The following is a 22102-nucleotide window of genomic DNA, read 5'->3' as shown; positions in this document are numbered from 1 at the left end:
CAACCTTCTTACGTGGCTGTCGCCTACCGCGGGTAATGGCACGAATCGAGAAGCGCGTTCGGGAGCTCGCGGGCGAGCCCGAGATGCGCGAGGCGATCGAGATCGTCCTCGAGCGCGCGGACGACGGCGAGATCCAGTGGGTCGACGTGCGCGAGGACCTCACGAGCGGCCAGTGGGGCCGGCTCATCGAGCGCGGCGTCCTCGAGGACGGCGAGTCCGGCTTCGCCCTCGCCGACCGCGAGGCGATCGAGGCGGGGCTGGAGTCCCCCGAGGAGTCCGACCTGGCGACCGGGAGCGACGTCGACATCCCCGACTCCGAGGGCGCCTCCTGGAGCATCTACGACAAGGCGGCCGGCGTCGTGACGCTGCTGTTCTTCGTCGGCTACTCCTACGGGCCGGTGCGCAACGTCGTCGGTCGGAGCATCGACACGGTGCTCGGGCCGCTGCAGGACGTCCTCCCGCTGTACGCGGTGATCATCGTCATCGCGACGCTGACCGGGCTGTACTCCACGCTCCTGCGGGCGAACCTGATGGACATGGACCGCATGGCCGCGTACCAACAGCGGATGAAGGACATCCAGGAGCGCCGCAAGGAGGCGAAGGAGCGCGGCGACGACGACGCGATGGAGGCGATCCAGGAGGAGCAGATGGAGGCGATGGGCGACCAGCTCGGCATGTTCAAAGAGCAGTTCCGCCCGATGGTGTGGATCATGGTGTTCACCATCCCCGCGTTCCTGTGGATGTACTGGGGGATCGGGTTCCGCGGCGCCGAGGGCGTGTGGACGAACCTCCAGCCCATCGTCGTCCCCATCTGGGGCGAGGTCGCGTGGACGGAGACGCTGTTCATCATGCCCACGTGGATCATCTGGTACTTCCTGTGCTCGATGGCGTTCACCCAGATCATCCAGAAGGGGCTGAACATCTCGATGTCGCCGTCGACGTAAGCCGACGCGACCGACCGCTTCTCCCGACCGCCCGCGGCGACGCCGCCCGCGACGCGGCTACCGCGTCGCCGTCTTCCACTCCCTGAGTCCGACGACCCCGCCGCCGTGTTCCTCGGGGTCGGCCGCCGTCGCCGCCCACACGAACATCGGCGCCACGTCCGCCGGGTCGCGCCCGCCCTGATGGCCGGTGAGCGCGGTGTCCACCAGACCCAGGTCCAGCGTCATCGCCGTCGCGTCGAGGTCGGCGTCCGCCTGCCGCACGACCGCCTCGGCGGCGGCCTTCGACACCGCGTACGCGCCCATCCCCGGCTTGGCCTCGCGGGCGATCGACCCCGAGGGGACGAGCACGCGGGCGCCCTCGGTCAGGTGGGGAGCGGCCTCGTGGACGGTGGCGAACACGCCCCGCACGTTGGTCCGGAGGGTGTCGTCGAAGCGGCTGTACGGCTCCTCGCCGAGCGGCATCTCCCCGGGCGTGCCGTGGTTGACGCCGGCGTTGGCGACCACGACGTCGATGCCCTCGCGGGCGCCCGCGCGGGCGGCGTGTTCGACGAGGCGTTCGAGGTCGTACTCGTCGCGCACGTCGGCGCGGAGCCCGGAGACGTCGCCGGACTCGGCGAGCGCGTCGACGGTCCCGTCCACGTCGTCGCCGTTCCGCGAGCAGACGACGACGTGGGCGCCCTCGGCGGCGAACGCCGCGGCGACGGCACGGCCGACGCCCCGCGTGCCGCCCGTCACGACGACTGTTGCTTCGTCCATACCCGTCGATGGGACGGCACGGACGTATCGGTTGTGGGCGCGGCGGCCGTCCGAGTCGAACGACGGCGTCCCGATCGCGACCCCGCGGTCGGCCGGCGCGTCCGCCCACTCTTTATCAACCACCGGGGTGTAAATCGTCCAATGCGAACACCTCGGGACCGCTCCTCGCTGGCCGGCGAGGACGTGGTCGTGATCGGCGGCGGCTTCGGCGGCCTCTCGACCGCCTGCTACCTCGCGGACGCCGGCGCGGACGTCACCGTGTTGGAGAAGAACGAACAGCTCGGCGGGCGTGCCTCCGTGCTCGAGGAGGACGGCTTCCGCTTCGACATGGGCCCGTCGTGGTACCTGATGCCCGACGTGTTCGAGACGTTCTTCGGCCACTTCGACCGCGAGCCGTCGGACTACTACACGCTGTCGCGGCTCGACCCGCACTACCGGATCTTCTTCAAGGACGGCGACCGGGTCGACATGGTCCCCGACCTCGACCAGAACCGCGAGACGTTCGAGTCGTACGAGGCGGGCGCGGGCGACGCCTTCGACGACTACCTCCGGAAGTCCGAGCGCAACTACGAGATCGGGATGGAGCACTTCGTGTACGAGCACCGCGACGACCTCCGCGACTTCGTCGACCCGGACGTGCTCCGCTACTCGTGGGGGCTGTCGCTGATCGGCTCGATGCAGGACCACGTCGAGGAGTACTTCGACCACCCGAAGCTCCAGCAGATCATGCAGTACACGCTGGTGTTCCTCGGGGGGTCGCCGCACAACACGCCGGCGCTGTACAACCTGATGAGTCACGTCGACTTCAACCTCGGCGTCTACTACCCCGACGGCGGCATCGGCGCCGTCGTCGACGGCATCGTCGAGGTGGGGTCGGAACTGGGCGTCGAGTACGTCACGAACGCGCCCGTCACGGCGATCAAAGGGCAGCGCGGCGGCTTCAAGGTCGAGACGGCCGCCGGCGACCCCGCCGAGGGTGCGGTCGGGGCCGTCGCCGACGGCGGCGCGGCGGCCGCGACGCCGACCGCGGGCGCCGGCGAGGCGTACTACCCGGACCTGGTCGTGAGCGACGCCGACTACGCCCACACCGAGCAGGAACTGCTCGCACCGCGCAAGCGCCAGTACGACGCCGACTACTGGGAGTCGCGCACGTACGCCCCGTCGGCGTACCTCCTGTACATGGGCGTCGAGGGCGACGTGGAGGAACTCGCCCACCACACCCTCGTGCTCCCGACCGACTGGGACGACCACTTCGAGGCCATCTTCGACGACCCCGCGTGGCCCGACGACCCCGCCTACTACCTGTGTGTCCCCTCGAAGACCGACGACACCGTCGCTCCCGAGGGCCACTCGAACCTGTTCGTGCTCGTCCCCATCGCCGCGGGGTTGGAGGACACGCCCGAACTCAGGAGCCGGTACCGCTCGCTCGTCCTCGACGACATCGCCGCCAACACGGGCGTCGACCTGCGCGACCGGCTCGTCTACGAGAAGGAGTTCTGCGTCGACGACTTCGCCGGCCGCTACAACTCGATGAAGGGCTCCGCGCTCGGCCTCGCGCACACGCTCCGCCAGACCGCACCGTTCCGCCCAGGCCACGAGTCCGCGAAGGTCGACGGGCTCTACTTCACTGGGTCGACGACGACGCCCGGCATCGGCGTCCCGATGTGTCTCATCTCCGGCCTGCTCACGGCGGAAGTGATGGCCGGGTCCGCGTAGACGGATGGAGGCGTACGCCGGCGTCGCCGCGCGGGGCCGCTACCTCCTGAAGCTGTCGCGCCCGCGCTTCTGGTTCTACCTCGCGGGCCCGGTCGTCGTCGGCGTCGCCTTCGGCGCCGCGAGCGTCCCGGAGCTGTTCCGCCCCGCCAACGTCCTGCTGTTCGGCTACTTCGTCCTCCCGGCGAACCTGTTCCTCTACGGCGTCAACGACGTGTTCGACCGCGACGTCGACGAGGCGAACCCGAAGAAGGAGGCCAAGGAGGTCCGCTACGCGGGCGGGCCGCTCGTCCCGGCGGTCGTCGTCGGCTCGCTCGTGCTCGGGGCCGGCACCTTCGCGATCACGCCGACGGCGGCGTGGCCGTTCCTCGCGGGCTTCTTCCTGCTCGGGGCGGAGTACTCCGCGCCGCCGTTCCGGTTCAAGACGACGCCCCTGCTCGACTCCGTGTCCAACGGGCTGTACGTGTTGCCGGGCGCGGCCGCGTTCGCGCTGGTCGCCGGGCAGGCGCCGCCGCTCGCGGCGCTGGTCGGCGCGTGGCTGTGGGCGATGGGGATGCACACGTTCTCGGCCATCCCGGACATCGTACCGGACCGCGAGGCCGGCATCCGTACCACGGCGACGGTGCTGGGCGAGGAGCGGACGTACGCCTACTGCGCCGTCTGTTGGCTCGCGTCGGCCGTCGCGTTCGCCGTCGTCGACAACCGCATCGGCGTCCTCCTGCTCGCGTACCCGGTCGTCGTGTTCGGCATCTACTGGTCGGGGATCGCGGTCGACCGCGCGTACTGGTGGTACCCCGCCATCAACACGGTCGTCGGCGCCGTCCTCACGATGGGCGCGCTCACCCGCATCGTCCCGCCGGAGGCGGTGTTGCCGTGAGCTCCGACACCCGCGCGGGCCGCCTCGCGGACCTCCGGGAGGCGCTCCCCACGGACCGCCGCGAGGCGGAGACGCGCCTCGACGCGCTCGTCCGCGACAACCGCTTCACCATCTCCGTCGTGTTCCCGGTGGTGGGCGCGGTCCTGCTCGTCGCCAGCGCGGAGGGCGTGTTCGACGGGACGCTCCTCGAGCCGCTGGCGTTCAACGGCGGCATGATCCTGCTCGGGACGCTCGTGATGCGCTCGCCGCTGGTCGTCGGGCTGGCGCCGCTCGTGGGGCGGCGCGAACTCGCCGGGATCGGGCTGTTGTCGGCGTACGCCTACGGCGTCGAGTACGTCGGCGTGACGACCGGCTGGCCGTACGGCGAGTTCGAGTACCTCGTCGCGCTCGGGCCGGAGCTGGGCGGCGTCCCGCTCGGCCTCCCGGTGTTCTTCCTCCCGCTCGTGGCGAACGCCTACCTGCTGTGTCTGCTCCTGTTGGGCGACCGCGCCGAGCGCACCCTCGTCCGCCTGCTGGCGGTGATCGCGCTCGTGCTCACGATGGACGTGGTGCTCGACCCGGGCGCCGTCGCGCTCGGCTTCTGGGCGTACACGGGGTACGCCGACGCCGGCGCGCTCGGCGTCCTCACCGGCGAGGGGTTCTACGGCGTCCCGCTGTCGAACTACGCGGGGTGGGTCGTCTCGGCGACGGTCGCGGTGGTCGTCCTCGACGCGGCGTTCGACCGGGCCGCCCTGCGCCGCCGGCTGGCCGACTGCGAGTTCGTCCTCGACGACATGGTGAGCTTCGTGCTCCTGTGGGGCGGGGTGAACCTCTGGTTCTGGAACCCGGTCGCCGCCGTCGTGGCGGCGGGCATCGGCGTCGGTCTCGTGCGGGCCGACCGCTTCGACGCGTCGCTGTTGCGGGACGCGTTCTGACGGAGCCGGGGAGACGCTCCGACGGAGCCGGGGAGGGAGCTACCGCGCGGGGACGCGGTCGGCGTGACCGGCGCCCGAGCGGTTCGGCTCGCTGTCGCCGTACGGGACACAGGAGACGCGCCGGAACACCGTCTCCGGGTCCTTGCAGCGGAACCACGCCCACCGGGTCTTCGCGAGCAGTTTCAGCTTGCGGTACGTCGACAGCTCCGGTGTCGCGGTGAGGGTGTCGTAGCCGCGCTCGCGGATGACGGCGTGGTGCTCGGCGTACAGCACCGCCGCGAGCAACACCGCGAACTGGCAGTCCTCGGGGAGGTACTTGATGCCCGCGACGCCCTCCTTGTACAGCGACTCCGCGCGGCGCAGTTCGTGGCGCATCACGGCCTCGACGCGCTCGTCGAACTCGAACCGCTTCAGCTGCGCCTCGGTGACGCCGTACTCGCGGAGCGTCTCCTGGGGCAGGTACACGCGGTCGAGGTCGACGATGTCCTCGCGCACGTCCCGCAGGAAGTTCGACAGCTGGAACGCGTCGCCCAGCGCCGTCGCGTGCGGGAGCGCCGCCTCCGGCTCCTCGGGGTCCATGACCGCGGTCATCATCCGCCCGACCGCGGAGGCGGAGCCGTCCATGTACGCCTCCAAGTCGGCGTACGTCTCGTACCGCTCCGTGTCGATGTCCGAGCGCATCGCGTCGACGAACGTCTCCACGTCGGCGTGGGCGATGTCGTGCTCCTCCACCAACTCGGCGAACGCCGACAGCACCGGGTCGTCGGTCGGCGTGCGGCCGAGGGCGGCGTCGCGGAGGCGGTCGAGCTCCCGGCGCTGCTCGTCGGGCGGGGCGGTGTCCTCGGCGTCGACGACCTCGTCGGCGACGCGGAAGAACGCGTACAACACGTAGGTGGGTTCGCGCACGCGCTCCGGGAGGACGCGGGTCGCGAAGTGGAAGGTCTTCCCCGTGCGTTGCTGGATGCGCTTGCTCCGTGCGATCTGGTCGTCCGCTACCATCGCTGGGTCGGCGCACCCCACGCTCCGGCGGATTCCTGACGTCGACGCATTTGAATACTGTCCGGTACGACGGCCGACACCATAACAGTTGGTGCGACTCGCGGCTTGCGGTTTCCCGGCCGATCCGACCCGACGGAATTCCGTCAGATCCGGATCCGTGTCGTCGGCACACGTCGCGTCCCGGCGCGCGCGCCTCACCCGTAGAAGGGGTCCGAACAGTCGAACACCACGCCGTGTCGCGGACACACGTACTCGCAGTGGCGGTGGACCATCGCCGTGCCGCAGTACGGGCACGGTCGGGTCCGCTTGACCGACTCCCCGGTCGTCTCGTCGGCGTCGCCCATGGGTCGACTCGGGCCGCCCCGCGCATAGCCGTTCGGATAGCGGGCCGGGCGGGTCGGAGGCCGCGGAACCGATTTACGGCGGCGACCCGTGGTACGCACGAATGGAGCCCCCCGACCCCCGCCGCCTCGCCGTCTTCGCCGCCTCCGGCGTCGCCGTCGTCGCCGGGACGTTCCTCCTCACGGGGTTCACCCCCCGGTGGGTCGTCGTCGCGATCGCACAGACGGTGCTGTTGGCGCTGCCCGACGCCGTCCTCGCCTCCGGCATCCAGGGGCTCGGGAGCACCGCGCAACCGCTCCTCGTCGTCGGGTCGGCCGGCCTCGCGGTCGCGCTGTTCGGCGGCCTCGCGCTCCTCGCGACCCGGTTCGGCCGCGGCGCCGGCCGCGAGCGCGCGGAGACGGTGTTCCTCGTGGGCGCCGTCCAGGCGTTCGCGGCGTTCCTGCTGACGATCACGCCGGCGGCCGCGGTCGTCGGCGGGCTCTTCGGCGGGGCGGCGGTCGCCCTCGGCGGCCGCGCGGCGACGGGGCCGGTGGATCGGGCGGACCGGCGGGGGTTGTTGCGCTCGACGGGTGTCGCCGCGGTCGCGCTGGGGGCCGCGGGCGCGGGACCGCTCGTCCGCGCCGTCCGGGCGGCGACCGGATCCGAGGACGAGGCCGCGACGCCCGAGCCGGACCCGCTGGCGCGGCGCCTCCTCGAGACGGCGGCGGCGCGGTCGTTCTCGCTGTCCGGCGCCGAGCCGCTCGTGTCGGAGTCGTTCTACGTGGTCGACAAGAACGCCGCCGACCCGGACGTCGACGCCGACGAGTGGACCCTCTCGGTGACGGGCGCCGTCCGCGAGGAGGCGACGTTCGACCTCGCGGAGTTGCGCGAACGGGCGGCCGAACACCGGTTCGAGACGCTGCGGTGCGTCGGCGACCCGAGGAACGGCCGCAAGACGGACACCGCCCTCTGGACGGGCGTTCCGGTCGCCCCCCTGCTGGAGGAGGCCGGCGTCGACCCCGACGGCTGCTGTGTGATGCTGCGCGCGGCCGACGACTACTACGAGGAGTTCCCGCTGTCGGCGCTGGAGGACGGCTTCCTCGCGTGGGGGATGAACGGCCGCCCGCTCCCGAAGGGCCACGGCGCGCCCGTCCGGGCGCTCGTCCCCGGCCACTGGGGCGAGATCAACGTGAAGTGGCTCACCGAGATCGAGGTGCTCGAGGAGGAGGCGACCGGCTACTGGGAGGAGCGCGGCTGGCACGGCACCGGCCCGGTGTCGACGGTGGCGAAACTCCACCACGTCGAGCCCCGCGACGACGGCACGGTGTCGGTCGGCGGCCACGCCTACGCGGGCACCCGCGGCGTCTCGGCTGTGCAGGTGTCGACCGACGGCGGCGACACGTGGACCGACGCGGAGCTGACCGAGCGCCTCCCCGGCCCGACGCCCGCCGACGCGGCGCCAGACGACTCCGCCGTCGGCGCCGGCGAGGCGGCCGACGCGTGGCGCGGCTGGCGCCACGAGTACGAGGCGACCGACACCCACGAGGTGGTCGTCCGCGCCGTCGAGGCGGACGGCACCGTCCAGCCGAGCGCGGAGACCGACCCGTACCCCTCGGGGGCGTCGGGGTGGGTCGCCGAGACCGTCCGCCCGTAACGATCGGAGGCGTTATTAATCGCAGTCTCGGCGTTAGCAACATGACCGACCACAGCACCGACACCGCCGGTGTCCGTGCGACGGGCCGCGGCCGGACCCTCGGCGTCGTCTCCGCCGCCGCGTTGGTGGCGGCGACGGCGCTGGCGCTCCTCACGGGTCGGACACACCTGTTCGCGATCGCGTGGATCGCGTTCGCCGGGATGGCGATCGCGGGCTGGTTCGGCGGACGGACGCCGAGCACCCACACCGGGACGCTCGTGTGGGGGTACGGCCTCGCCGCGGGCGCGATGATCACCAGCGCCGCGGTGTTCGTCCTCCCGCAGGCGATGGGCCAACACCCGCGGTACGGCGGCTTCGGCGTGGCGTTGGGCCTGCTCGTGGGGTACGGCGCCCACACGCTCGGCCACCGGCTGGCACACATGGACCTCCCCATCGACCGGTCGCTCGCCGAGTTGACCGCCCACGCGGTCAGCGCCGGCGCGATCATCGGCATCGTCTACGGCAACATGCCGGACCCCGGCCTCCTGCTCGGCGTCGCCATCGTCTCGCACAAGGGCCCCGCGGGGTACGCCGCGGTCCACCGGTTCGTCGGCCGCGGCGGCGACTGGTCGGCCGTCCTCCTGCCGGCGGCCGGCGTCGGCGTCGCCGCCGTCGCCTCCTCGTTCCTCGCGCTCCCCACGTCGGCGCCGCTGCGCGGCGTCGTCTTCGGCTTCGCGACCGGCGTGTTCCTCCACGTCGCGATGGACTTCCTCCCGCAGTGTGAGATCGGCAGCGAGGTCCACGAGTCGCTCGAACACGAGGGCGACGCCCACGCCCTCCTCGACCGGCTCCGCGTGCACGCCGTCGCGAGCACGGCGCTGGGCGGGCTGGCGGTGTTCCTCGCGTGGCTCGTCGTCGCGTAGGGGTACGGCGCGGCGCGGGCCGGCGGTCCCGCGGGGGAGTCAATTCGTGAGGCGACGGATCTGCCGGGAGACGCCCGCGGCCGCCACCAACAGCACCGCGAGGTTGAACGCGGCGGTGACGAGCGACCGGTAGTCGTCGGTGACCCACCGCGTGATGGTCCGCGAGACGGCGGTGTAGAACTGGACGCCGGCCACGAGCGCGAGCAACAGCAGCGCCGCCAACAGCACGTAGTTCACGTACCGGCTCACGTCGCCGGAGACCAGCCCGCCGGCCTCCTCCTCGCCCGTCGTCGATACGCCCTCCGTGCCGCCGTCGTGTGCGTGTTCCTCGCTCATGATCGCGTCCTCCGGACCGCCAGCAGCGCCGTCCCGGCCAGCGCGACGAGCGCGACGGCCGGCCCGAAGCCCGGGGCCGACGCGCCCGTCTCGGTCGCCGCCGGCGTGTCGCGTCGCTCGTCGCTCACGTCGTCGTCGGCGAAGTCGCCGACCTCGAACTCGACCTCGCGGCGCGTCTCGTTGGCCGCGATGGTCTCGGTCGGGTCGAGGTTCGCCACCGACCGCGCGGTGTCGACGAGGACGCCGTCGCGGTACACCGCCGCGTCGACGTAGTAGTTGTACTCGCTGGGAACGGTCAACTCGGTCGTCGCGTCGGCGGTGCGGCCGGGGCCGATGTCGCCAACGGTCGTCGCGCCGCGCGCGGCGACGAGGTTCGACTCCGCCTGCCGGAGGATCACCTCGACGCGCACGTCGCCGCTGGGCTCGACGCCGCCGTTGGTCAGCGACGCCGCCACCGAGAGCGTCGTCCGGTTCGCGTCGCCGTCGACCGACGCGACCGACACCGCCAGCGGCGGGACGGCGTCGCTCCTGGTGAAACGGACCTCCGTCCCCAGCGCCTCCAGCCCCGACACCTCGGTCCGGTCGCCGTCGACGGACTGCCCGTCGCGGAAGACGACCGTCTCGATCACGTAGCCGCCCTCGCGGGGCACGCGGAGGCTCGTGTTCACCGGGACGCTCCGGTCGCCGGTCAGTTCGTCGAGTTCGGTCGTCGTCTCCGCCACCAACAGGCCGGACTCGGCGTCGTACGCGCGGTAGCGGACGGTCACGTTGTCCGTCGGGGGCCCGCCGTGGCCGATGCGCGCGTCGAGCCGGAGGGTCGCCGTCGCGCCGTCGACCTCCGTGGGGGTGATCGCCGGCGACTCGGCGATCGACACCCGACCGGGCCGTGTGAACTCCTCGGCGTCCGGGTTCGCGAGGACGCCGGGAGCGACGGCGACGCCGAGGAGGGCGACGAGCAGGACGACGGCCGCGCCCGCGACCAGCCGTCGTTCTCGTGTCATGCGGGCGACGGTGCACGGGCCCGCGATAAACGCTTTGTGCTCCGACACGTCGCGGCGTCGCCGCGGGCCCGCGATCGTGTCGAACAGTTACCACGGCCGCGCGCGACCCACAGGGTATGCTGTACGTCGTCGCGACGAACTCGACCGAACGCAGCGAGGCGCTGTGCGACTACCTCGAGGGGCGCCTCGGGGACGACGACACGGTCCACGCGATCAACTCCCAGCGCGGCGGCGACCACACCTCGCGGGCGCAGTTGGAGCGCGGCACGGAGGCGCTCGCGGTCGTCAACGAGCGGCTGTCCGGCGTCGCCGACGTCGAGACGCACCAACTCGTCCGGGGGAACGCCCCGGCGGCGGACGTCCTCGCGTTCGTCGACCGGTACGGGGCCGACGAGATCGTCATCGGCGTGCGCAAGCGGACGCCCGACTCGAAGACCCTGCTCGGGAGCGTCGCACGGGACATCCTGCTGGACTCGACCGTGCCGATCCGCGTCGTCCCGGTGTCGGGCGGTCGGTGAGCGTCCGCGGCCGCCGGGACGGGGGCGCCGCACGTGGTCGGCGGTAGGGTTATGCGCCGGGGGGCCGGGGGATCCGACGATGCTGTTCGTTCTCGCCACCAACTCCGTGCACACCAGCGAGCGACTGTGCGACTACCTCGGCGACCGCCTCGCTCCCGGCGACGCGGTCCACGCGGTCAACGCCCACCCCGGCGGCGACGCGACGAGCTCCGAGGACGCGCGCGAGGGCGAGAACGCCCTCGAGACCGTCGCGGCCGAACTCGGCTCGGTCGACGGCGTGTCGGTGGAGACCCACCAGTTCATCCGCGGGAACCAGCCGGCCGACGAGGTGCTCGCGTACGCCGACGAGGTCGGCGCCGACGAGTTCGTGATCGGGATCCGCAAGCGGTCGCCGACCGGGAAGGCGCTGTTCGGCAGCGTCGCGCAGGACATCCTCCTCGGGTCGAACCTCCCGCTCCGCGTCGTCCCGCGCGAGCAGGTCTGACACCGTCGCCCGCGCGACCCGCCGCGGTCCGTTCGCCTTGCCTCGTCGTCCCGTGCCCCCTCCGCCGATGGCTGGCGTGATCCGGTACCACGCCGGTAGAGGGTTCAAGTCGGTCCCGGCCGTCGGCCAGTCCATGGCTGGGGCAGTGTTCCGGGACGGCGAAGTCGTGGAACTACGAACGGTCGAGGCGGACGACACCGAGTTCCTCCGTGACCTGATCAACGACCCGCAGGTCCGCGCCGGCATCGCGAACCGAGTCCCGAAGACCCTCGACGACGAGCGCGAGTGGGTCGACTCGCTGGGCGGCGACGGGGAGGCGAACTTCCTCGTGTGCGTCGACGGCGAGCCGGTCGGCACCATCGGCCTCCGGCGGCGACACGACCCCTCGTTCGGCACGTGGAGCCTCGGGTATCTGATCGCCCCCGCCGACTGGGACAACGGCTACGCGACCGACGCGGTCCGCGAGGCGACGGCGTACGCCTTCGAGGAACGCCGCGCCGGCAAACTGTTCGCGACGGTGTACGAGACGAACCCGGCGTCGGCGCGCGTGCTGGAGAAGGTCGGGTTCGCCGAGGAGGCTGTCCTCCGGGGCGAGGCGTTCGTCGACGGCGAGCGTGTCGACATGCGACGCTTCGGCCTGTTGGCCGAGGAGTGGGACGGGGGCCGGGACTGACCGGCCGCCGCTCACGCTACTCCAGCAGCTCCTCGGCGAGCATCGGCACGAACGTCCCCACGTCCGTCACCATCCCGACCGCCTGCGCGGAGCCGCGGTCCAGCAGCTGCGTGACGGTCGCGGGGTTGATGTCGACGCAGACGGTCCGCGTCGTCGACGACAGGCAGTTCCCCACCGCGACGGAGTGCAGCAGCGACGACAGCATGAGCACGAGGTCGGCCTCGTGGGCCTGCCGGCGGATGGCGTTCTGCGCCTCGACGGCGTCGGTGATCGTGTCCGGCAGGGGGCCGTCGTCGCGGATGGAGCCCGCGAGCACGAAGTCGCGGTCGTTCGTGACGCACTCGTACATGACGCCCTCCTCGACGAGGCCCTCCTCGACGGCGGCCTCGATGCCGCCCGCACGGATCACCTCGCTGATCGTGTAGATGTGGTGTTTGTGCCCTTTGCGCGGGTGTTCCATCGTCTCGACGTCCATCCCGAGGCTGGTGCCGTACATCGACCGCTCCATGTCGTGGACGGCGAACCCGTTGCCCGCGGAGACGGCGTCGACGTACCCCTCGCGCACCAGCCGGGCGAGACCGGGGCCGCCGCCGGCGTGGATCACCGCGGGGCCGGCGACACACAGCACGCGCCCGCCCTGCGCCTTCGTCTCGGCGATGGCCTCGGCGATGTCGCGGATCAGCGAGCGCGAGGGGCGCTCGGCGGAGACGCCGCCGCGCATGAAGCCGAACGGCCCCGAGGAGTCCCGCGGGCGCTCGGGCGGGCGCACCCTGATGCCCGCGTCGCCGGTGACGACGCTGTCGCCGGCTTCGATGGCGTTGAGCACCTTCGTCCGGGCCGTCACCTCGTCGGGGCCGCCGTTCTCCACCACCACGGCGCAGTCCATCTCGATGTCCGCGACCGGCACCCACTCGCCGTCGATGCGGACGTCCGTCGGGTGGTTCGTCGTCGAGTAGAAGCCGTCGGGGACGACGTTGTCCGCGGGCGCCGGCTCCAGCGTGGCGTCGGTCGGCGACGCCAGCGTCGCCCCGGACTGGTGGAGTTCGTGGAGGATCGGCTGGAGCGACGCCTCGTCCTCGGCGATGACGCGCATCCGGCAGTACGACTCCGCCGTCTTGGTGGTGCCGACCGAGAACTCCTCGATGTCGAACTCGCCGCCCAGGTCCATGACGACGGTGAACGCCCGCTCCATCAGGCCGGAGTCGATGATGTGGCCCTCCAACTCGACCACGTCGCTGACAGTCATACCTCACCTCCGCCCCCGGTCCGTGAAAAGCTCCCCGTGCCCGCGATATCGGCCGCGACCGACGGGTGCCGTCGCCGCCGGGCCGCGCGGGCGACCCGACCGAGCGGTCGCCCCCGGCTACGGCCGGCCGAGCGCCTCGTCGAGGAACGCGACCTCGTGGGCGAGCACCTCGACGAAGCGGTCCTCCCACGGGTCGAAGTGCCCCATCGGCAGGGCGACGAGCGACGACGCCGGCAGCGCGTCGGCGAGCCGTTCGGCGGTGGCGTACGGGACCACCGCGTCCTCGGTGCCGGCGACGACCAGCGACGGACACCCTACGTCCGCGGCGTCGGCGACCGGCCGGTACCGCGGGAGCGCGAGCAGCGTCCGCGCGCGGGTGCGGTTCTGCCACGTCGAGTTGCGGGGGATCAGCGCCGCGTAGCCGTCGAGCGCGCCCGGCTCGTTCAGCGCCGCGAACTCGTCGGGACGGCCGTACACCTTCACCCGGTGGGGACGGCCGACGAGGCCGCCGACGCGGTCACGCAGCCCCGCGCCGACCGCGCGCGCGAGGTACGTCGGCGACTTGCTCCGCAGCAACGCCCGCCCGTCGGAGAACGGCGTGCGCGCGACGACGGCGTCCACGTCGCGGCGCTCGGCGGCGACGCGGACCACGTGCCCGCCGGCCAGCGACACGCCCCACAGCGCGAGGCCGTCCCCCAGCGTGGCGACCGCGCGGACGCGGTCGACCGCGGCGCTCCAGTCGGCCACCTGTCGGCTCGGCAGCACCAGCGGCTCCCCCTCCGAGTCCCCGAACCCCCGGTAGTCGAACGTGACGGCGGCGTAGCCGGCGGCGACGAGCCGTTCGGCGATCCGGTCGAGCCCGAACGACGCCTCCGCGGCGAACCCGTGGCCGAGGATCACCGCGTCCGGGTCCGCGACGTCGCGCGGGCGGTACAGCGTCGCGTCACAGGTGTCGCCGTCGACGTCGAAGGAGAGGCGCCGCGTGGAGAACCGCTCGCGCGACGGGCGACCCTCGGAGACGCGTCGGGCCGGGTCGCGTGCCGGCGTGGCGACGGCGTCGCTCACCGGTCGCCCCCCGAGCCGACGATCGCCGGCTCGTCCGGGTCCGTGTCGACGGAGTCGAGGACGCGCGCGGAGAACTCCTCCTCGGAGATGCGGTACGTGTTCAACGCCTCGATCCAGTCGGCGTCGACGTACCACGTCGCCTGGACGTCGGTCTCGAAGCGGATGGCGGTCGCCTCGATCCGGCGGGGGTCGAACTCGCCGGCCTCCGCGAGGTCGATGAACGTGTTGCAGACGCGACCCATCTCGGCGTGGTCGGGCGCCGCGCCGGGCAGCGTCGTCGTGTACGCGACCGCGACGCGCTCCGGCGAGACGCGTACCTCCTCGACGTCGATGCCGTTGGTCCGGAGTTCCCGGGCGAGCGTCGACTCGTCGATACTCATACCGGTCGTACTGTGGCAGCCGACTTACTGGTTCCGGGGCGCAGAACGGGACGGCGGGGGCGGTGGGTGGGAGTCCATGTCAGAGGCACTGTGTCCCTCCGCCCCGGCGCCACCGGATAGAGGCGGCACACCCTCTTAACCGCTCGGTGAAGCGCAGTTCACCTCCTGTCGAGGTGCGTACCTAAACACGGGCACCCGGACCGCCTCAGGATGGCACCCGTTCGGGATGGGGTCGCCGACCCGGGAGCGATCGGGAACCCGGGAGACGCTCCCGCCGTCACTCGGGCGTCGTCATCCCGAGACGGTCGAACACGAACCCCCACCGCTCGCTCTGTTCGCGCACCACCATCGACGTGGGCTTCCCCACCCCGTGGCCGGCGTCGTCCTCGACGCGCAGGATCACCGGCTCCGTGCCCGTGTGCAGGTCCTGCACCAGCGCGATCATCTTGCGCGCGTGGCTCGGGTGGACCCGGGTGTCGCCGAGCGCCGTCGTGAACATCGTCGCCGGGTAGGCCGCCTCGGGGGCGTTGTGGTACGGCGAGTAGTCGCGCAGCGAGGCGAACGCCTCCGGGTCCTCCGGGTGTCCGTACTCGGTGGTCCACGACGCCCCCAGCAGGAAGCGGTGGAACCGGAGCATGTCCAGCAGCGGGACGTGACACAGCGCCGCCGCGAACCGCTCGGGGCGCTGGGTGATCAGCGCGCCGACGAGCAGGCCGCCGTTGGAGCCGCCGGTGACGCCGATCCGGTCGGGGTCGGCCCAGCCCCTCTCGGCGAGGCCGTCCGCGACGGCGAGCGCGTCGTCGAACACGCGCTGTTTGTTCCCCCGGCGACCGGCCTCGTGCCACGGCTCGCCGTACTCGGTGCCGCCGCGCAGCGTCGCCAGCACGAACACGCCGCCCGCCGCGAGGAACGGGAGCCGGAAGCGGTCGAACGTCGGCGTGCGGTTCACCCTGAAGCCGCCGTACCCCGTGAGGAGCGCGGGGTTGTCGCCGTCGGGCGCGACGTCGGCGCGCCGGACGACGAAGGCGGGAACCCGGGTGCCGTCGGGCGACTCGAACCACTCCTGGCTGGTCGTCAGGTCGACGTCGACGGTCGTCGACTGGGCACACAGCGTCTCCGTCGAGCCGGCCGCGAGGTCGACGCGGCGGACAGACGGCGGGTCGGCGAACGACTGCACCCGACAGAACGCCACGTCGGCGGGCGCGCCGTCGTCGCGGTCGTCGCCGGCGGCGGCGGCGTCGCGGTCGTCGCCGACCCCCACCAGCCCGTCGACGGTCGGGAACGCCGGGAGGTCGACCGTCCGCTCGCGGGTGCCGTCGGCGTCGAGGACGACCACCTCGCTGCTGGCGTCGCGGTGGTAGTGCGCGAGCAGCCGGTCGCCGGCGAGTTCGATGCCGCGGAGGACGGCGTCCGTCTCGGCGACGAGTTCGTCGAAGTCGCACGGCGCGGGCGTCTCCCCGCGAGCGCGTCGGCGAGCGGCGCCGCGAGCACGCGGGCGAAGGCGGCGTCGTGGTCGGTCGCCACGAGGAGGCGGTCGCGCTCGCCGTCGATCGTCGGCTTGAACACGGCGTCGACGCCCGTCACCACCGGGTCCAGCGTCGCCGTCGCCGGGTCGCCGCGGTAGCCGTACAGGTCCGTGCGCTCCCACCCCTCCATGTACTGGGCGACGAGCGCGTCGCCGTCGGCGACCAGCGTCGGCCACGTGGTCTCGCCGACGCCGTCGTCGACGACGTGGTCGGCCGCGGGCGCCGTCCCCGACCCGAACTCGTGGAACCGGACCGTCTTGTCCAACTGCCCGTCGGCGTCCGCGTCGCCGTCGGCGACGCCCGTGGCGACGTAGTAGAACCCGCGCGGGTCGGGCGCCGTCGCGTCGGCGCCGTCCGGCGCGTCGCCGGCGACCCACGCGAACCCGTCCGCCTGCGTGCGGCCGGCGTCGGCGACGGTCTCCACGGGCTCGCCCGTGACGACGCCGACCACGCGGACGTCGTACTGTTCGTCCCCGCCCTCGGCGACGCCGTACGCGAGGTAGCGCCCCTCGGGGCCGGGGACGAACCAGTCCACGGAGACGGTGCCGTCGCCGGCCCAGTCGTTCGGGTCGACGAGCGCGGTGCCGGCGTCCGTGCCGACCGCCGCGGCCTCGTCGTACGCGTACACCACCGGCTGTTCGTCGTCGGGGCGCCGCACCTCCTGGAACAGGCGGTCGCCGGCGACGTCGACGGGGCCGTACTCGTCGACGCGGCCGCGCGACGCGAAGCGGTCGGCCAACGCGGCGCGGGCGGGCGTGTCGAGGACGGCCTCGGCGTAGTCGTTCTGGGCCGCGGTCCACTCGTCGACCTCCTCGTCGTCGCCCTCCAGCCAGCGGTACGGGTCGGTGATCGACTCCCCGTGGAGCTCGTCGGTCACGGGCCGCCGCGGCGTCTCCGGCGGCCGGCTCCTCGCGTCGGCGTCGGCGTCGCTGTCGGTCACGTTCCGAACTCCGGGGCGCCCCGAAAGTAGGTGCCGCTTGCCGGTCGGCTTGCCGGATCGGCCGCGGCGCCGACGCCGGCGCCGCCGCCGCCCTCAGCGGCCGAACAGCCGGTCGCGGATGCTGCGGTTCGTCGGCCGCTCCGCCAGCAGGACCGAACAGTCCACGTCCTCGACGACGTCGAGCGCGAGCGCGCCGCTCACCAGCCGCGAGAGCATCCCGCGCTCGGTCGCGCCGATGATCACCAGCGTGGCGTCGGCCGCGTGGCGGGCGATGGCGGCTTCCACGTCGCCGGACTCGACGATCTGTTCGGCGTCGCCGAGGTCGTGGTCGTTGGCCCACGTCGCGAGGAACTCGCGCCCGTCGCCCACGTCGTCGGCGACGTGGAGGAGGCTGATCTCGGAGTCGAACGCCCGCCGGAGGTAGCCCGCGACCTCCGCCGAGAGGTCGGAGTCGGGGCCGCCGGCCGTCGGGACGAGCACGCGCTGTGGGTCGAGGCCGCGGTCCTTGAGGACGAGGAAGTCACACGGCAGGTCCTGCGTGAGTTCGTCGATGCGCCCCTCGACGCGGCCGGGCGCCCCGTGTCCCTCCGGCCCCCACCCCATCACGACCATGTCGGCGTCGTGGGTGCGGGCGGCGTCGAACACCTCCGCGAACGACTGGTGTGAGACGATGGTGCTCGTCTCGACGGGGACGCCCAGCTCCTCGGCGTCGAGGCGGGCGCGGTCGAGCAGTTCGTCGCTCGTGTCGTCGAACTTCGGGACGTTGGCGGCGGCGTACTCGAGGGAGGTCTGGTCTGGCACCGAGACGATGTGGACCGCGTGGACGGAGCCGCCGCGCTCGCGGGCGATGTTCGCGCCCAGCTCGATGAGGTCGGCCTCGCTGGCGGGGTTCGCCAGCGGCACCATCACCTTGTACTGCCCCCCGTCGGGGGCGACCGCGTCGGCCGCGTCGACGGCGGCGTCGGGCAGTTCGTCGGAGCGCCGGCGGACGTACTCCGAGAGCGCGCCCTCGGTCTCGGTCCGCGAGCGGGCGTACGTGAGGTACCACACGACGGCGGCGCCGACGAGGACCCCGCCGAGCAGGATCACCCGGGGGTCGATGTACGCGATCAGGGCGAACGAGACCAGCGCCCCGACGATGGGCGTGATCGGGTACAGCGGCACGTGGAAGGAGGGGTCGTAGTCCTCCACGTCGGCCTCGCGGAACACGATCAGCGCGATGTTGAGCAGGCCGTAGATGACCAGGTGCAACACCGACCCCATCGACGCCAGCGTGTTGATCGGGGCGGCGACGATGAACACGAGGATCAACGCCCCGGTGATCGCGATGGCGCGGTACGGCGTCCCGAAGCGCGGGTGGACCTCGTTGATCGCCGGGGTGAGGATGCGGTCGCGACCCATCGCGAAGTTGATCCGCGAGGAGGCCAGGATCGAGGCGTTGGCGCTCGATGCGGTCGCGAGCAGTCCCCCGAACAGCAGCGCCCCGGCCATCAGGCCGCTGGCGGTGATCCCGAGGAACGAGCCGAGCCCGGAGAAGATCTCCCGGCCGACCTCGACGACGGCGACCTGGTTCCCGGGAACGGCCGCGATGAACCCCTGCGGAACCGCGGCGGCCATCACGATCAACACCAGCGCGTAGATGGCGGTGACGAGGACGACGCTGCCGATGACCGCCCGCGGGAGGTTCTTGCTGGGCTCTTTGATCTCCTCGGCGACGCTGGTGATCTGGACGAACCCGAGGTACGAGACGAAGATGAGGCCCGTGGTTCTGAGCGTCGGGCTCAATCCCTTCCCCGGCGGCAGGTTCCCGGGGTCGGCGCGGCTGGCTCCGTAGACGGTGAACACGGTGAGGATCGCCACCAGCACGACGACGATGACGTTCTGCAGGCGGCCGGTCTCCTTGGCTCCGATGTAGTTGATCGTGACGAAGAAGGCGCCGCCGAGCAGGCCGATCCCTTTCACGCTGACGGGGACGGCCACGCTCTGGCCCGCAAGCGAGAGGACGAACTCCGGGCCGACGATGGCGCGGATGTACTCGCCGAACCCGACCATGTAGAACGCCGACGCGAACGCGAGGCCGAGCCAGTTCGACCAGCCGGCGATCGAGCCGAACAGCGGTCCGAGCCCTTGGTTGACGTAGTAGTAGGCACCGCCCGAGCGGGGCATCGCCGTGCCGAGCTCGCTGGCCGACAGCGCGGTCAACAGCGCGATGACCCCGCCGAGCACGAACGACAGCACGGCGAACCAACCGGCGTCCGTGATGGCGGTGCCGGGCAGCACGAAGATGCCGGCGCCGATCATCGTGCCGACCCCGATGGTGAGCGCCGCGAGCGGCCCGAGGTCCTTCGCGAGCTCCTCGTCGCCGCTCATTCGTCTACGTGCCGCGGGAGGGTCACGACCGGCCGGTCGGCCTCGGTCACGAGCCGCAGTGCCACGTCGCCGGTGAGCAGCCGGACGAAGCGGCCGCCCTCACGGGGCGTGAACACCACGGCCGTCGCGTCGCCCTCCCGGGCGACGTCGAGGACGCCGTCGACGACGTCGGTGTCGTACACGATCCGCTCGTCGACGGTCGTGTCGGAGAGCACCGACTCGAACGCGGCGAACGCCTCGCGGGCCGCCTCCTCGCGCTGTTCGACGCCGGCTTTGTCCGCAGCGCCGCCGGCCTTCTCGACGACGTACACGAGCGTCACCGCCCCGACCTCGTCGTCGTGGGCCGCGAGCGCCGCGGCCGTCTCCGCGGCGTCGGCTTCGGAGGCGACGGGGACGACGACGCGCGAGAGCAGCGTCACCGCGGGTCACCTCCGCCGGGGGCCGTCGTCACGTCCGCCGTCGGTGGAACCGCGCGACGCGGGCGGGTGCCGGCCGCGCCGCTGGAGTCGTGTTCGACTTCGTTCATGGGCCATCGCACACGCCGAAGGGGATTAAGCGCTCCCCTCCCCGACGGCCGTGCCGCGGGCCCGCCGCGTCGCGGTTGCGCGACTCAGCGGAGGTCGTCGAGCGACTCGGCCACGTCGGCGTCGGCGGTGATCCACGTCGTCTCCAGCGACTCCGGGGCGTAGATCGTCACCGAGCTCGGCCGCTCCCCGTCGTCGAACAGGTACCGGAGCTCGAACTCCGGGAGGTCCTCCAGCCGCTCCCCCTCCAGGCTGGTGCGCCGGTCGTTCGTGTGCATACTCCCGTCTTTCGCCTTCGCTTATTTACGAGTGACTCCCCGAATATCTCCCCCGATAATTCGTCTCGCCGGGGCGGCCGCTCGCGGGTGTGGGACGAGAAGACCGGTCGACGGCGGACCGAAGGCGGGGCGTCCGTCAGTCGTCGGAGCCGAACATCTGCCGCATCATCGGGTGCATCTCCATGAGCTGCTCTTCGGCGATCTCCTCGTACAGCTTGTACGTGATCGACACCGTCAGCAGCAGGCCCGTTCCGGAGACGCCGCCGAGCGTGCCGAGCATGTTCGCCAGCACCGCCAGCGCGCCGACCAAGGCGCCGCCGATGACGGTCACCTGCGGGATGTACCGCTCCATCACCTTCTCGATCACCTGCGGGTTCTTCCGGAAGCCGGGGATCTGCATCCCGGAGTTCTGGATCTGCTTGGCGGTCGACTCCGGCCCCATGCCGGTCGTCTCCACCCAGAACACCGCGAAGATGGCGCCGCCGATGATCATGAACGTGAGGTCGACGAGCACGCGGATGACGATCTGCCACGGCTCCGCGGTGACGGTGAACGCGCCCGTGAACCACATCCAGTCGCCGCGCGACTGGATCGGCGCGAGGTAGTAGAACAGCCCGCTGACCGGCTGGCCCTGCGAGTAGACCCCGATGAACGCCGGCAGCGTGACGTAGTTGTTGAGGATCTGCCCGAGGAACTGAATGTTCGCCTGCAGCGCGCGAACGAGGATCATCGGCAGGACGGACGCGTAGATGAGCTTCACGGGGAAGCGACCGCGGGCGCCCTTGACGCGGGCGTGGCTCAGCGGGATCTCGACGCGCACCGACTCGGTGTACACGACGATGGCGAAGATGAGCACCGTCGTGAACAGCGCGAGGATGTTCCCGGGGTCGAACAGCAGCGACTGGAAGAACGGGTCCAGCGTGATGCTCCCGGTGATGATGCCGACCCACGCGGGGAAGAAGCCGGTGACGCCCGTCCCGAGGGCGGGGATGGCGAACAGCCCGGCGACGAGCTGTTGGCTCACGCCGGCGATGATGAACAGCCCGATCCCGGAGCCGACCCCCCACTTCGAGATGACCTCGTCCATGAACAGGATGAGGACGCCGCCGACGAACATCTGCGCGAACAGGAGGCTCCGCATCCCCGTGACGCCGACGCCGAGTTGCGTCGCCAGTTGGCCGTCGACGGGGAGGAAGTTCCCGGCGAACACCATCGGCAGCCCGGTCAGACAGATCATCACGATCACCAGCAGCTTCTGGAGGCCCTGGTACAGCACCTGGTCGCGGGGGTCGTCGGTGTCGAGCCCCAGCAGGTTCGCGCCGCCCAGCAGTTGGAGGACGATCGACGCCGTGACGATCGGGCCGATCCCGAGCTGCAGGATCGAGCCCTGCGACCCGGCGAGGATCGACCGGAAGCGGCCGTAGAAGTCGCCTTCGGCCCCGGTCGTCGCGAGGCCGAACATCGTGATGTTCGTGAGGAAGAAGTACATCACGAGGATGCCGGCCGTCCACGCGAGCTTCCGCTTGAAGGGGACGTGCCCCTCCGGTCGCGTGACCGTCGGCATCCGCGTGAGTACGGGTTCCGCGGTCTCTTTCCAACCCATATTGCGTGTGTCTGGTTGGTCGGTACACCTTAACGCTTCGATTGGGCTCTCCCGGCCGCGACCGACCGACGCGGCCGC

General features: G+C 72.0%; 22 protein-coding genes and 1 pseudogene. 9 read left to right on the top strand and 14 right to left on the bottom strand.

Annotated elements, in window-relative coordinates:
- The first annotated feature begins 35 nt into the window (after nucleotides 1-35).
- On the top strand, nucleotides 36-944 hold the full coding sequence (locus P0R35_RS07245; RefSeq protein WP_284014513.1) for a DUF106 domain-containing protein: 909 nt from the start codon (nucleotides 36-38) through the stop codon (nucleotides 942-944).
- A gap of 57 nt (nucleotides 945-1001) precedes the next feature.
- Here the strand turns inward: P0R35_RS07245 and P0R35_RS07240 are convergent, their stop codons facing one another.
- Entirely contained in the window at nucleotides 1002-1700 is a 699-nt protein-coding gene (locus P0R35_RS07240; RefSeq protein WP_284014512.1) for an SDR family NAD(P)-dependent oxidoreductase, read from the bottom strand.
- Between the two features lie 174 nt (nucleotides 1701-1874).
- Here P0R35_RS07240 and P0R35_RS07235 point away from each other — a divergent pair.
- The 3 genes and pseudogenes from P0R35_RS07235 to cruF form a co-directional block, all read left to right on the top strand.
- Nucleotides 1875-3416, top strand: a pseudogene (locus P0R35_RS07235) (phytoene desaturase family protein); the annotation flags it as partial.
- Between the two features lie 4 nt (nucleotides 3417-3420).
- The gene (locus tag P0R35_RS07230; RefSeq protein WP_284014510.1) at nucleotides 3421-4290 is read left to right on the top strand and encodes a prenyltransferase; all 870 of its coding nucleotides are present in this window, start codon (nucleotides 3421-3423) and stop codon (nucleotides 4288-4290) included.
- Nucleotides 4287-5204 (top strand): bisanhydrobacterioruberin hydratase, encoded by a 918-nt coding sequence (gene cruF / locus P0R35_RS07225; protein WP_284014509.1) that lies wholly within the window; start codon nucleotides 4287-4289, stop codon nucleotides 5202-5204. The genes P0R35_RS07230 and cruF overlap by 4 nt, the downstream gene beginning before the upstream one ends.
- Before the next feature lie 39 nt (nucleotides 5205-5243).
- Here cruF and P0R35_RS07220 read toward each other — a convergent pair whose 3' ends face one another.
- Nucleotides 5244-6203 carry a phytoene/squalene synthase family protein gene (locus P0R35_RS07220; RefSeq protein ID WP_284014508.1) on the bottom strand — a complete coding sequence of 320 codons (960 nt, stop codon included), beginning with the start codon at nucleotides 6201-6203 and terminating at the stop codon, nucleotides 5244-5246.
- Between the two features lie 194 nt (nucleotides 6204-6397).
- Nucleotides 6398-6547, bottom strand: a complete 150-nt coding sequence (locus P0R35_RS07215) for an HVO_2523 family zinc finger protein (RefSeq protein WP_284014507.1) — start codon at nucleotides 6545-6547, stop codon at nucleotides 6398-6400.
- Between the two features lie 101 nt (nucleotides 6548-6648).
- On the opposite strand from P0R35_RS07215, the gene P0R35_RS07210 reads away from it, so the two are divergent.
- Together P0R35_RS07210 and P0R35_RS07205 are read left to right on the top strand one after the other, a co-directional pair.
- Nucleotides 6649-8178 carry a molybdopterin-dependent oxidoreductase gene (locus P0R35_RS07210; protein ID WP_284014506.1) on the top strand — a complete coding sequence of 510 codons (1530 nt, stop codon included), beginning with the start codon at nucleotides 6649-6651 and terminating at the stop codon, nucleotides 8176-8178.
- Nucleotides 8179-8219: 41 nt separating this feature from the next.
- Nucleotides 8220-9080: a ZIP family metal transporter gene (locus P0R35_RS07205; RefSeq protein ID WP_284014505.1), complete on the top strand. Its 861-nt coding sequence runs from the start codon at nucleotides 8220-8222 to the stop codon at nucleotides 9078-9080.
- A 39-nt stretch (nucleotides 9081-9119) separates the two neighbouring features.
- Here P0R35_RS07205 and P0R35_RS07200 read toward each other — a convergent pair whose 3' ends face one another.
- Together P0R35_RS07200 and P0R35_RS07195 are read right to left on the bottom strand one after the other, a co-directional pair.
- Nucleotides 9120-9416, bottom strand: coding sequence for a DUF8060 family membrane protein (locus P0R35_RS07200; RefSeq protein WP_284014504.1), 297 nt, complete (start codon nucleotides 9414-9416; stop codon nucleotides 9120-9122).
- The gene (locus P0R35_RS07195) at nucleotides 9413-10417 is read right to left on the bottom strand and encodes a DUF7490 domain-containing protein (protein WP_284014503.1); all 1005 of its coding nucleotides are present in this window, start codon (nucleotides 10415-10417) and stop codon (nucleotides 9413-9415) included. The genes P0R35_RS07200 and P0R35_RS07195 overlap by 4 nt, the downstream gene beginning before the upstream one ends.
- Nucleotides 10418-10533: 116 nt before the next feature.
- On the opposite strand from P0R35_RS07195, the gene P0R35_RS07190 reads away from it, so the two are divergent.
- From P0R35_RS07190 to P0R35_RS07180, 3 genes are all read left to right on the top strand, one after another.
- A complete protein-coding gene (locus P0R35_RS07190) occupies nucleotides 10534-10935 on the top strand; it encodes a universal stress protein (RefSeq protein WP_284014502.1) in 402 nt (133 codons plus the stop codon).
- Nucleotides 10936-11014: 79 nt separating this feature from the next.
- A complete protein-coding gene (locus P0R35_RS07185; protein ID WP_284014501.1) occupies nucleotides 11015-11419 on the top strand; it encodes a universal stress protein in 405 nt (134 codons plus the stop codon).
- 133 nt (nucleotides 11420-11552) lie between these two features.
- Complete coding sequence (locus P0R35_RS07180) at nucleotides 11553-12092, top strand: GNAT family N-acetyltransferase (protein ID WP_284014500.1); 540 nt, start codon at nucleotides 11553-11555, stop codon at nucleotides 12090-12092.
- A 16-nt stretch (nucleotides 12093-12108) separates the two neighbouring features.
- On the opposite strand, the gene P0R35_RS07175 is transcribed toward P0R35_RS07180, so the two are convergent.
- The 9 genes from P0R35_RS07175 to secY form a co-directional block, all read right to left on the bottom strand.
- Nucleotides 12109-13338, bottom strand: coding sequence for an ornithine cyclodeaminase, nickel-pincer nucleotide-dependent (locus tag P0R35_RS07175; protein WP_284014499.1), 1230 nt, complete (start codon nucleotides 13336-13338; stop codon nucleotides 12109-12111).
- 117 nt (nucleotides 13339-13455) lie between these two features.
- Complete coding sequence (locus P0R35_RS07170; protein WP_284014498.1) at nucleotides 13456-14403, bottom strand: alpha/beta hydrolase; 948 nt, start codon at nucleotides 14401-14403, stop codon at nucleotides 13456-13458.
- The gene (locus P0R35_RS07165; RefSeq protein ID WP_284014497.1) at nucleotides 14400-14783 is read right to left on the bottom strand and encodes a DUF8159 domain-containing protein; all 384 of its coding nucleotides are present in this window, start codon (nucleotides 14781-14783) and stop codon (nucleotides 14400-14402) included. The genes P0R35_RS07170 and P0R35_RS07165 overlap by 4 nt, the downstream gene beginning before the upstream one ends.
- A gap of 277 nt (nucleotides 14784-15060) precedes the next feature.
- A complete protein-coding gene (locus P0R35_RS07160; protein ID WP_284014496.1) occupies nucleotides 15061-15960 on the bottom strand; it encodes a prolyl oligopeptidase family serine peptidase in 900 nt (299 codons plus the stop codon).
- Nucleotides 15858-17249 (bottom strand): prolyl oligopeptidase family protein, encoded by a 1392-nt coding sequence (locus P0R35_RS07155; RefSeq protein WP_284014495.1) that lies wholly within the window; start codon nucleotides 17247-17249, stop codon nucleotides 15858-15860. Before P0R35_RS07155 ends, P0R35_RS07160 begins: the two co-directional genes overlap by 103 nt.
- A 93-nt stretch (nucleotides 17250-17342) precedes the next feature.
- Nucleotides 17343-19619: an amino acid permease gene (locus P0R35_RS07150; RefSeq protein WP_284014494.1), complete on the bottom strand. Its 2277-nt coding sequence runs from the start codon at nucleotides 19617-19619 to the stop codon at nucleotides 17343-17345.
- Entirely contained in the window at nucleotides 19616-20038 is a 423-nt protein-coding gene (locus tag P0R35_RS07145; protein WP_284014493.1) for a universal stress protein, read from the bottom strand. The genes P0R35_RS07150 and P0R35_RS07145 overlap by 4 nt, the downstream gene beginning before the upstream one ends.
- 191 nt (nucleotides 20039-20229) lie before the next feature.
- Nucleotides 20230-20421: a hypothetical protein gene (locus P0R35_RS07140; protein ID WP_284014492.1), complete on the bottom strand. Its 192-nt coding sequence runs from the start codon at nucleotides 20419-20421 to the stop codon at nucleotides 20230-20232.
- Nucleotides 20422-20557: 136 nt separating this feature from the next.
- Nucleotides 20558-22024, bottom strand: a complete 1467-nt coding sequence (gene secY, locus P0R35_RS07135) for a preprotein translocase subunit SecY (protein WP_284014491.1) — start codon at nucleotides 22022-22024, stop codon at nucleotides 20558-20560.
- Nucleotides 22025-22102 lie beyond the last annotated feature (78 nt).

It is taken from the genome of Halobaculum litoreum (genome assembly GCF_030127125.1).
Taxonomy (GTDB): domain Archaea; phylum Halobacteriota; class Halobacteria; order Halobacteriales; family Haloferacaceae; genus Halobaculum; species Halobaculum litoreum.
Note: the sequence above shows the minus strand (reverse complement) of the source record. Positions and strands in the feature narration are given on the sequence as shown.

What these genes read in the sequence shown, in the direction of transcription:
- P0R35_RS07140 (WP_284014492.1), bottom strand. Translation starts at nt 20,421, where the DNA reads ATGCACACGAACGACCGGCGCACCAGCCTGGAGGGGGAGCGGCTGGAG.
- P0R35_RS07150 (WP_284014494.1), bottom strand. Translation starts at nt 19,619, where the DNA reads ATGAGCGGCGACGAGGAGCTCGCGAAGGACCTCGGGCCGCTCGCGGCG.
- P0R35_RS07190 (WP_284014502.1), top strand. Translation starts at nt 10,534, where the DNA reads ATGCTGTACGTCGTCGCGACGAACTCGACCGAACGCAGCGAGGCGCTG.
- P0R35_RS07230 (WP_284014510.1), top strand. Translation starts at nt 3,421, where the DNA reads ATGGAGGCGTACGCCGGCGTCGCCGCGCGGGGCCGCTACCTCCTGAAG.
- P0R35_RS07195 (WP_284014503.1), bottom strand. Translation starts at nt 10,417, where the DNA reads ATGACACGAGAACGACGGCTGGTCGCGGGCGCGGCCGTCGTCCTGCTC.
- P0R35_RS07215 (WP_284014507.1), bottom strand. Translation starts at nt 6,547, where the DNA reads ATGGGCGACGCCGACGAGACGACCGGGGAGTCGGTCAAGCGGACCCGA.
- P0R35_RS07180 (WP_284014500.1), top strand. Translation starts at nt 11,553, where the DNA reads ATGGCTGGGGCAGTGTTCCGGGACGGCGAAGTCGTGGAACTACGAACG.
- P0R35_RS07205 (WP_284014505.1), top strand. Translation starts at nt 8,220, where the DNA reads ATGACCGACCACAGCACCGACACCGCCGGTGTCCGTGCGACGGGCCGC.
- secY (WP_284014491.1), bottom strand. Translation starts at nt 22,024, where the DNA reads ATGGGTTGGAAAGAGACCGCGGAACCCGTACTCACGCGGATGCCGACG.
- P0R35_RS07240 (WP_284014512.1), bottom strand. Translation starts at nt 1,700, where the DNA reads ATGGACGAAGCAACAGTCGTCGTGACGGGCGGCACGCGGGGCGTCGGC.
- P0R35_RS07200 (WP_284014504.1), bottom strand. Translation starts at nt 9,416, where the DNA reads ATGAGCGAGGAACACGCACACGACGGCGGCACGGAGGGCGTATCGACG.
- P0R35_RS07210 (WP_284014506.1), top strand. Translation starts at nt 6,649, where the DNA reads ATGGAGCCCCCCGACCCCCGCCGCCTCGCCGTCTTCGCCGCCTCCGGC.
- P0R35_RS07175 (WP_284014499.1), bottom strand. Translation starts at nt 13,338, where the DNA reads ATGACTGTCAGCGACGTGGTCGAGTTGGAGGGCCACATCATCGACTCC.
- P0R35_RS07220 (WP_284014508.1), bottom strand. Translation starts at nt 6,203, where the DNA reads ATGGTAGCGGACGACCAGATCGCACGGAGCAAGCGCATCCAGCAACGC.
- P0R35_RS07185 (WP_284014501.1), top strand. Translation starts at nt 11,015, where the DNA reads ATGCTGTTCGTTCTCGCCACCAACTCCGTGCACACCAGCGAGCGACTG.
- P0R35_RS07245 (WP_284014513.1), top strand. Translation starts at nt 36, where the DNA reads ATGGCACGAATCGAGAAGCGCGTTCGGGAGCTCGCGGGCGAGCCCGAG.
- P0R35_RS07165 (WP_284014497.1), bottom strand. Translation starts at nt 14,783, where the DNA reads ATGAGTATCGACGAGTCGACGCTCGCCCGGGAACTCCGGACCAACGGC.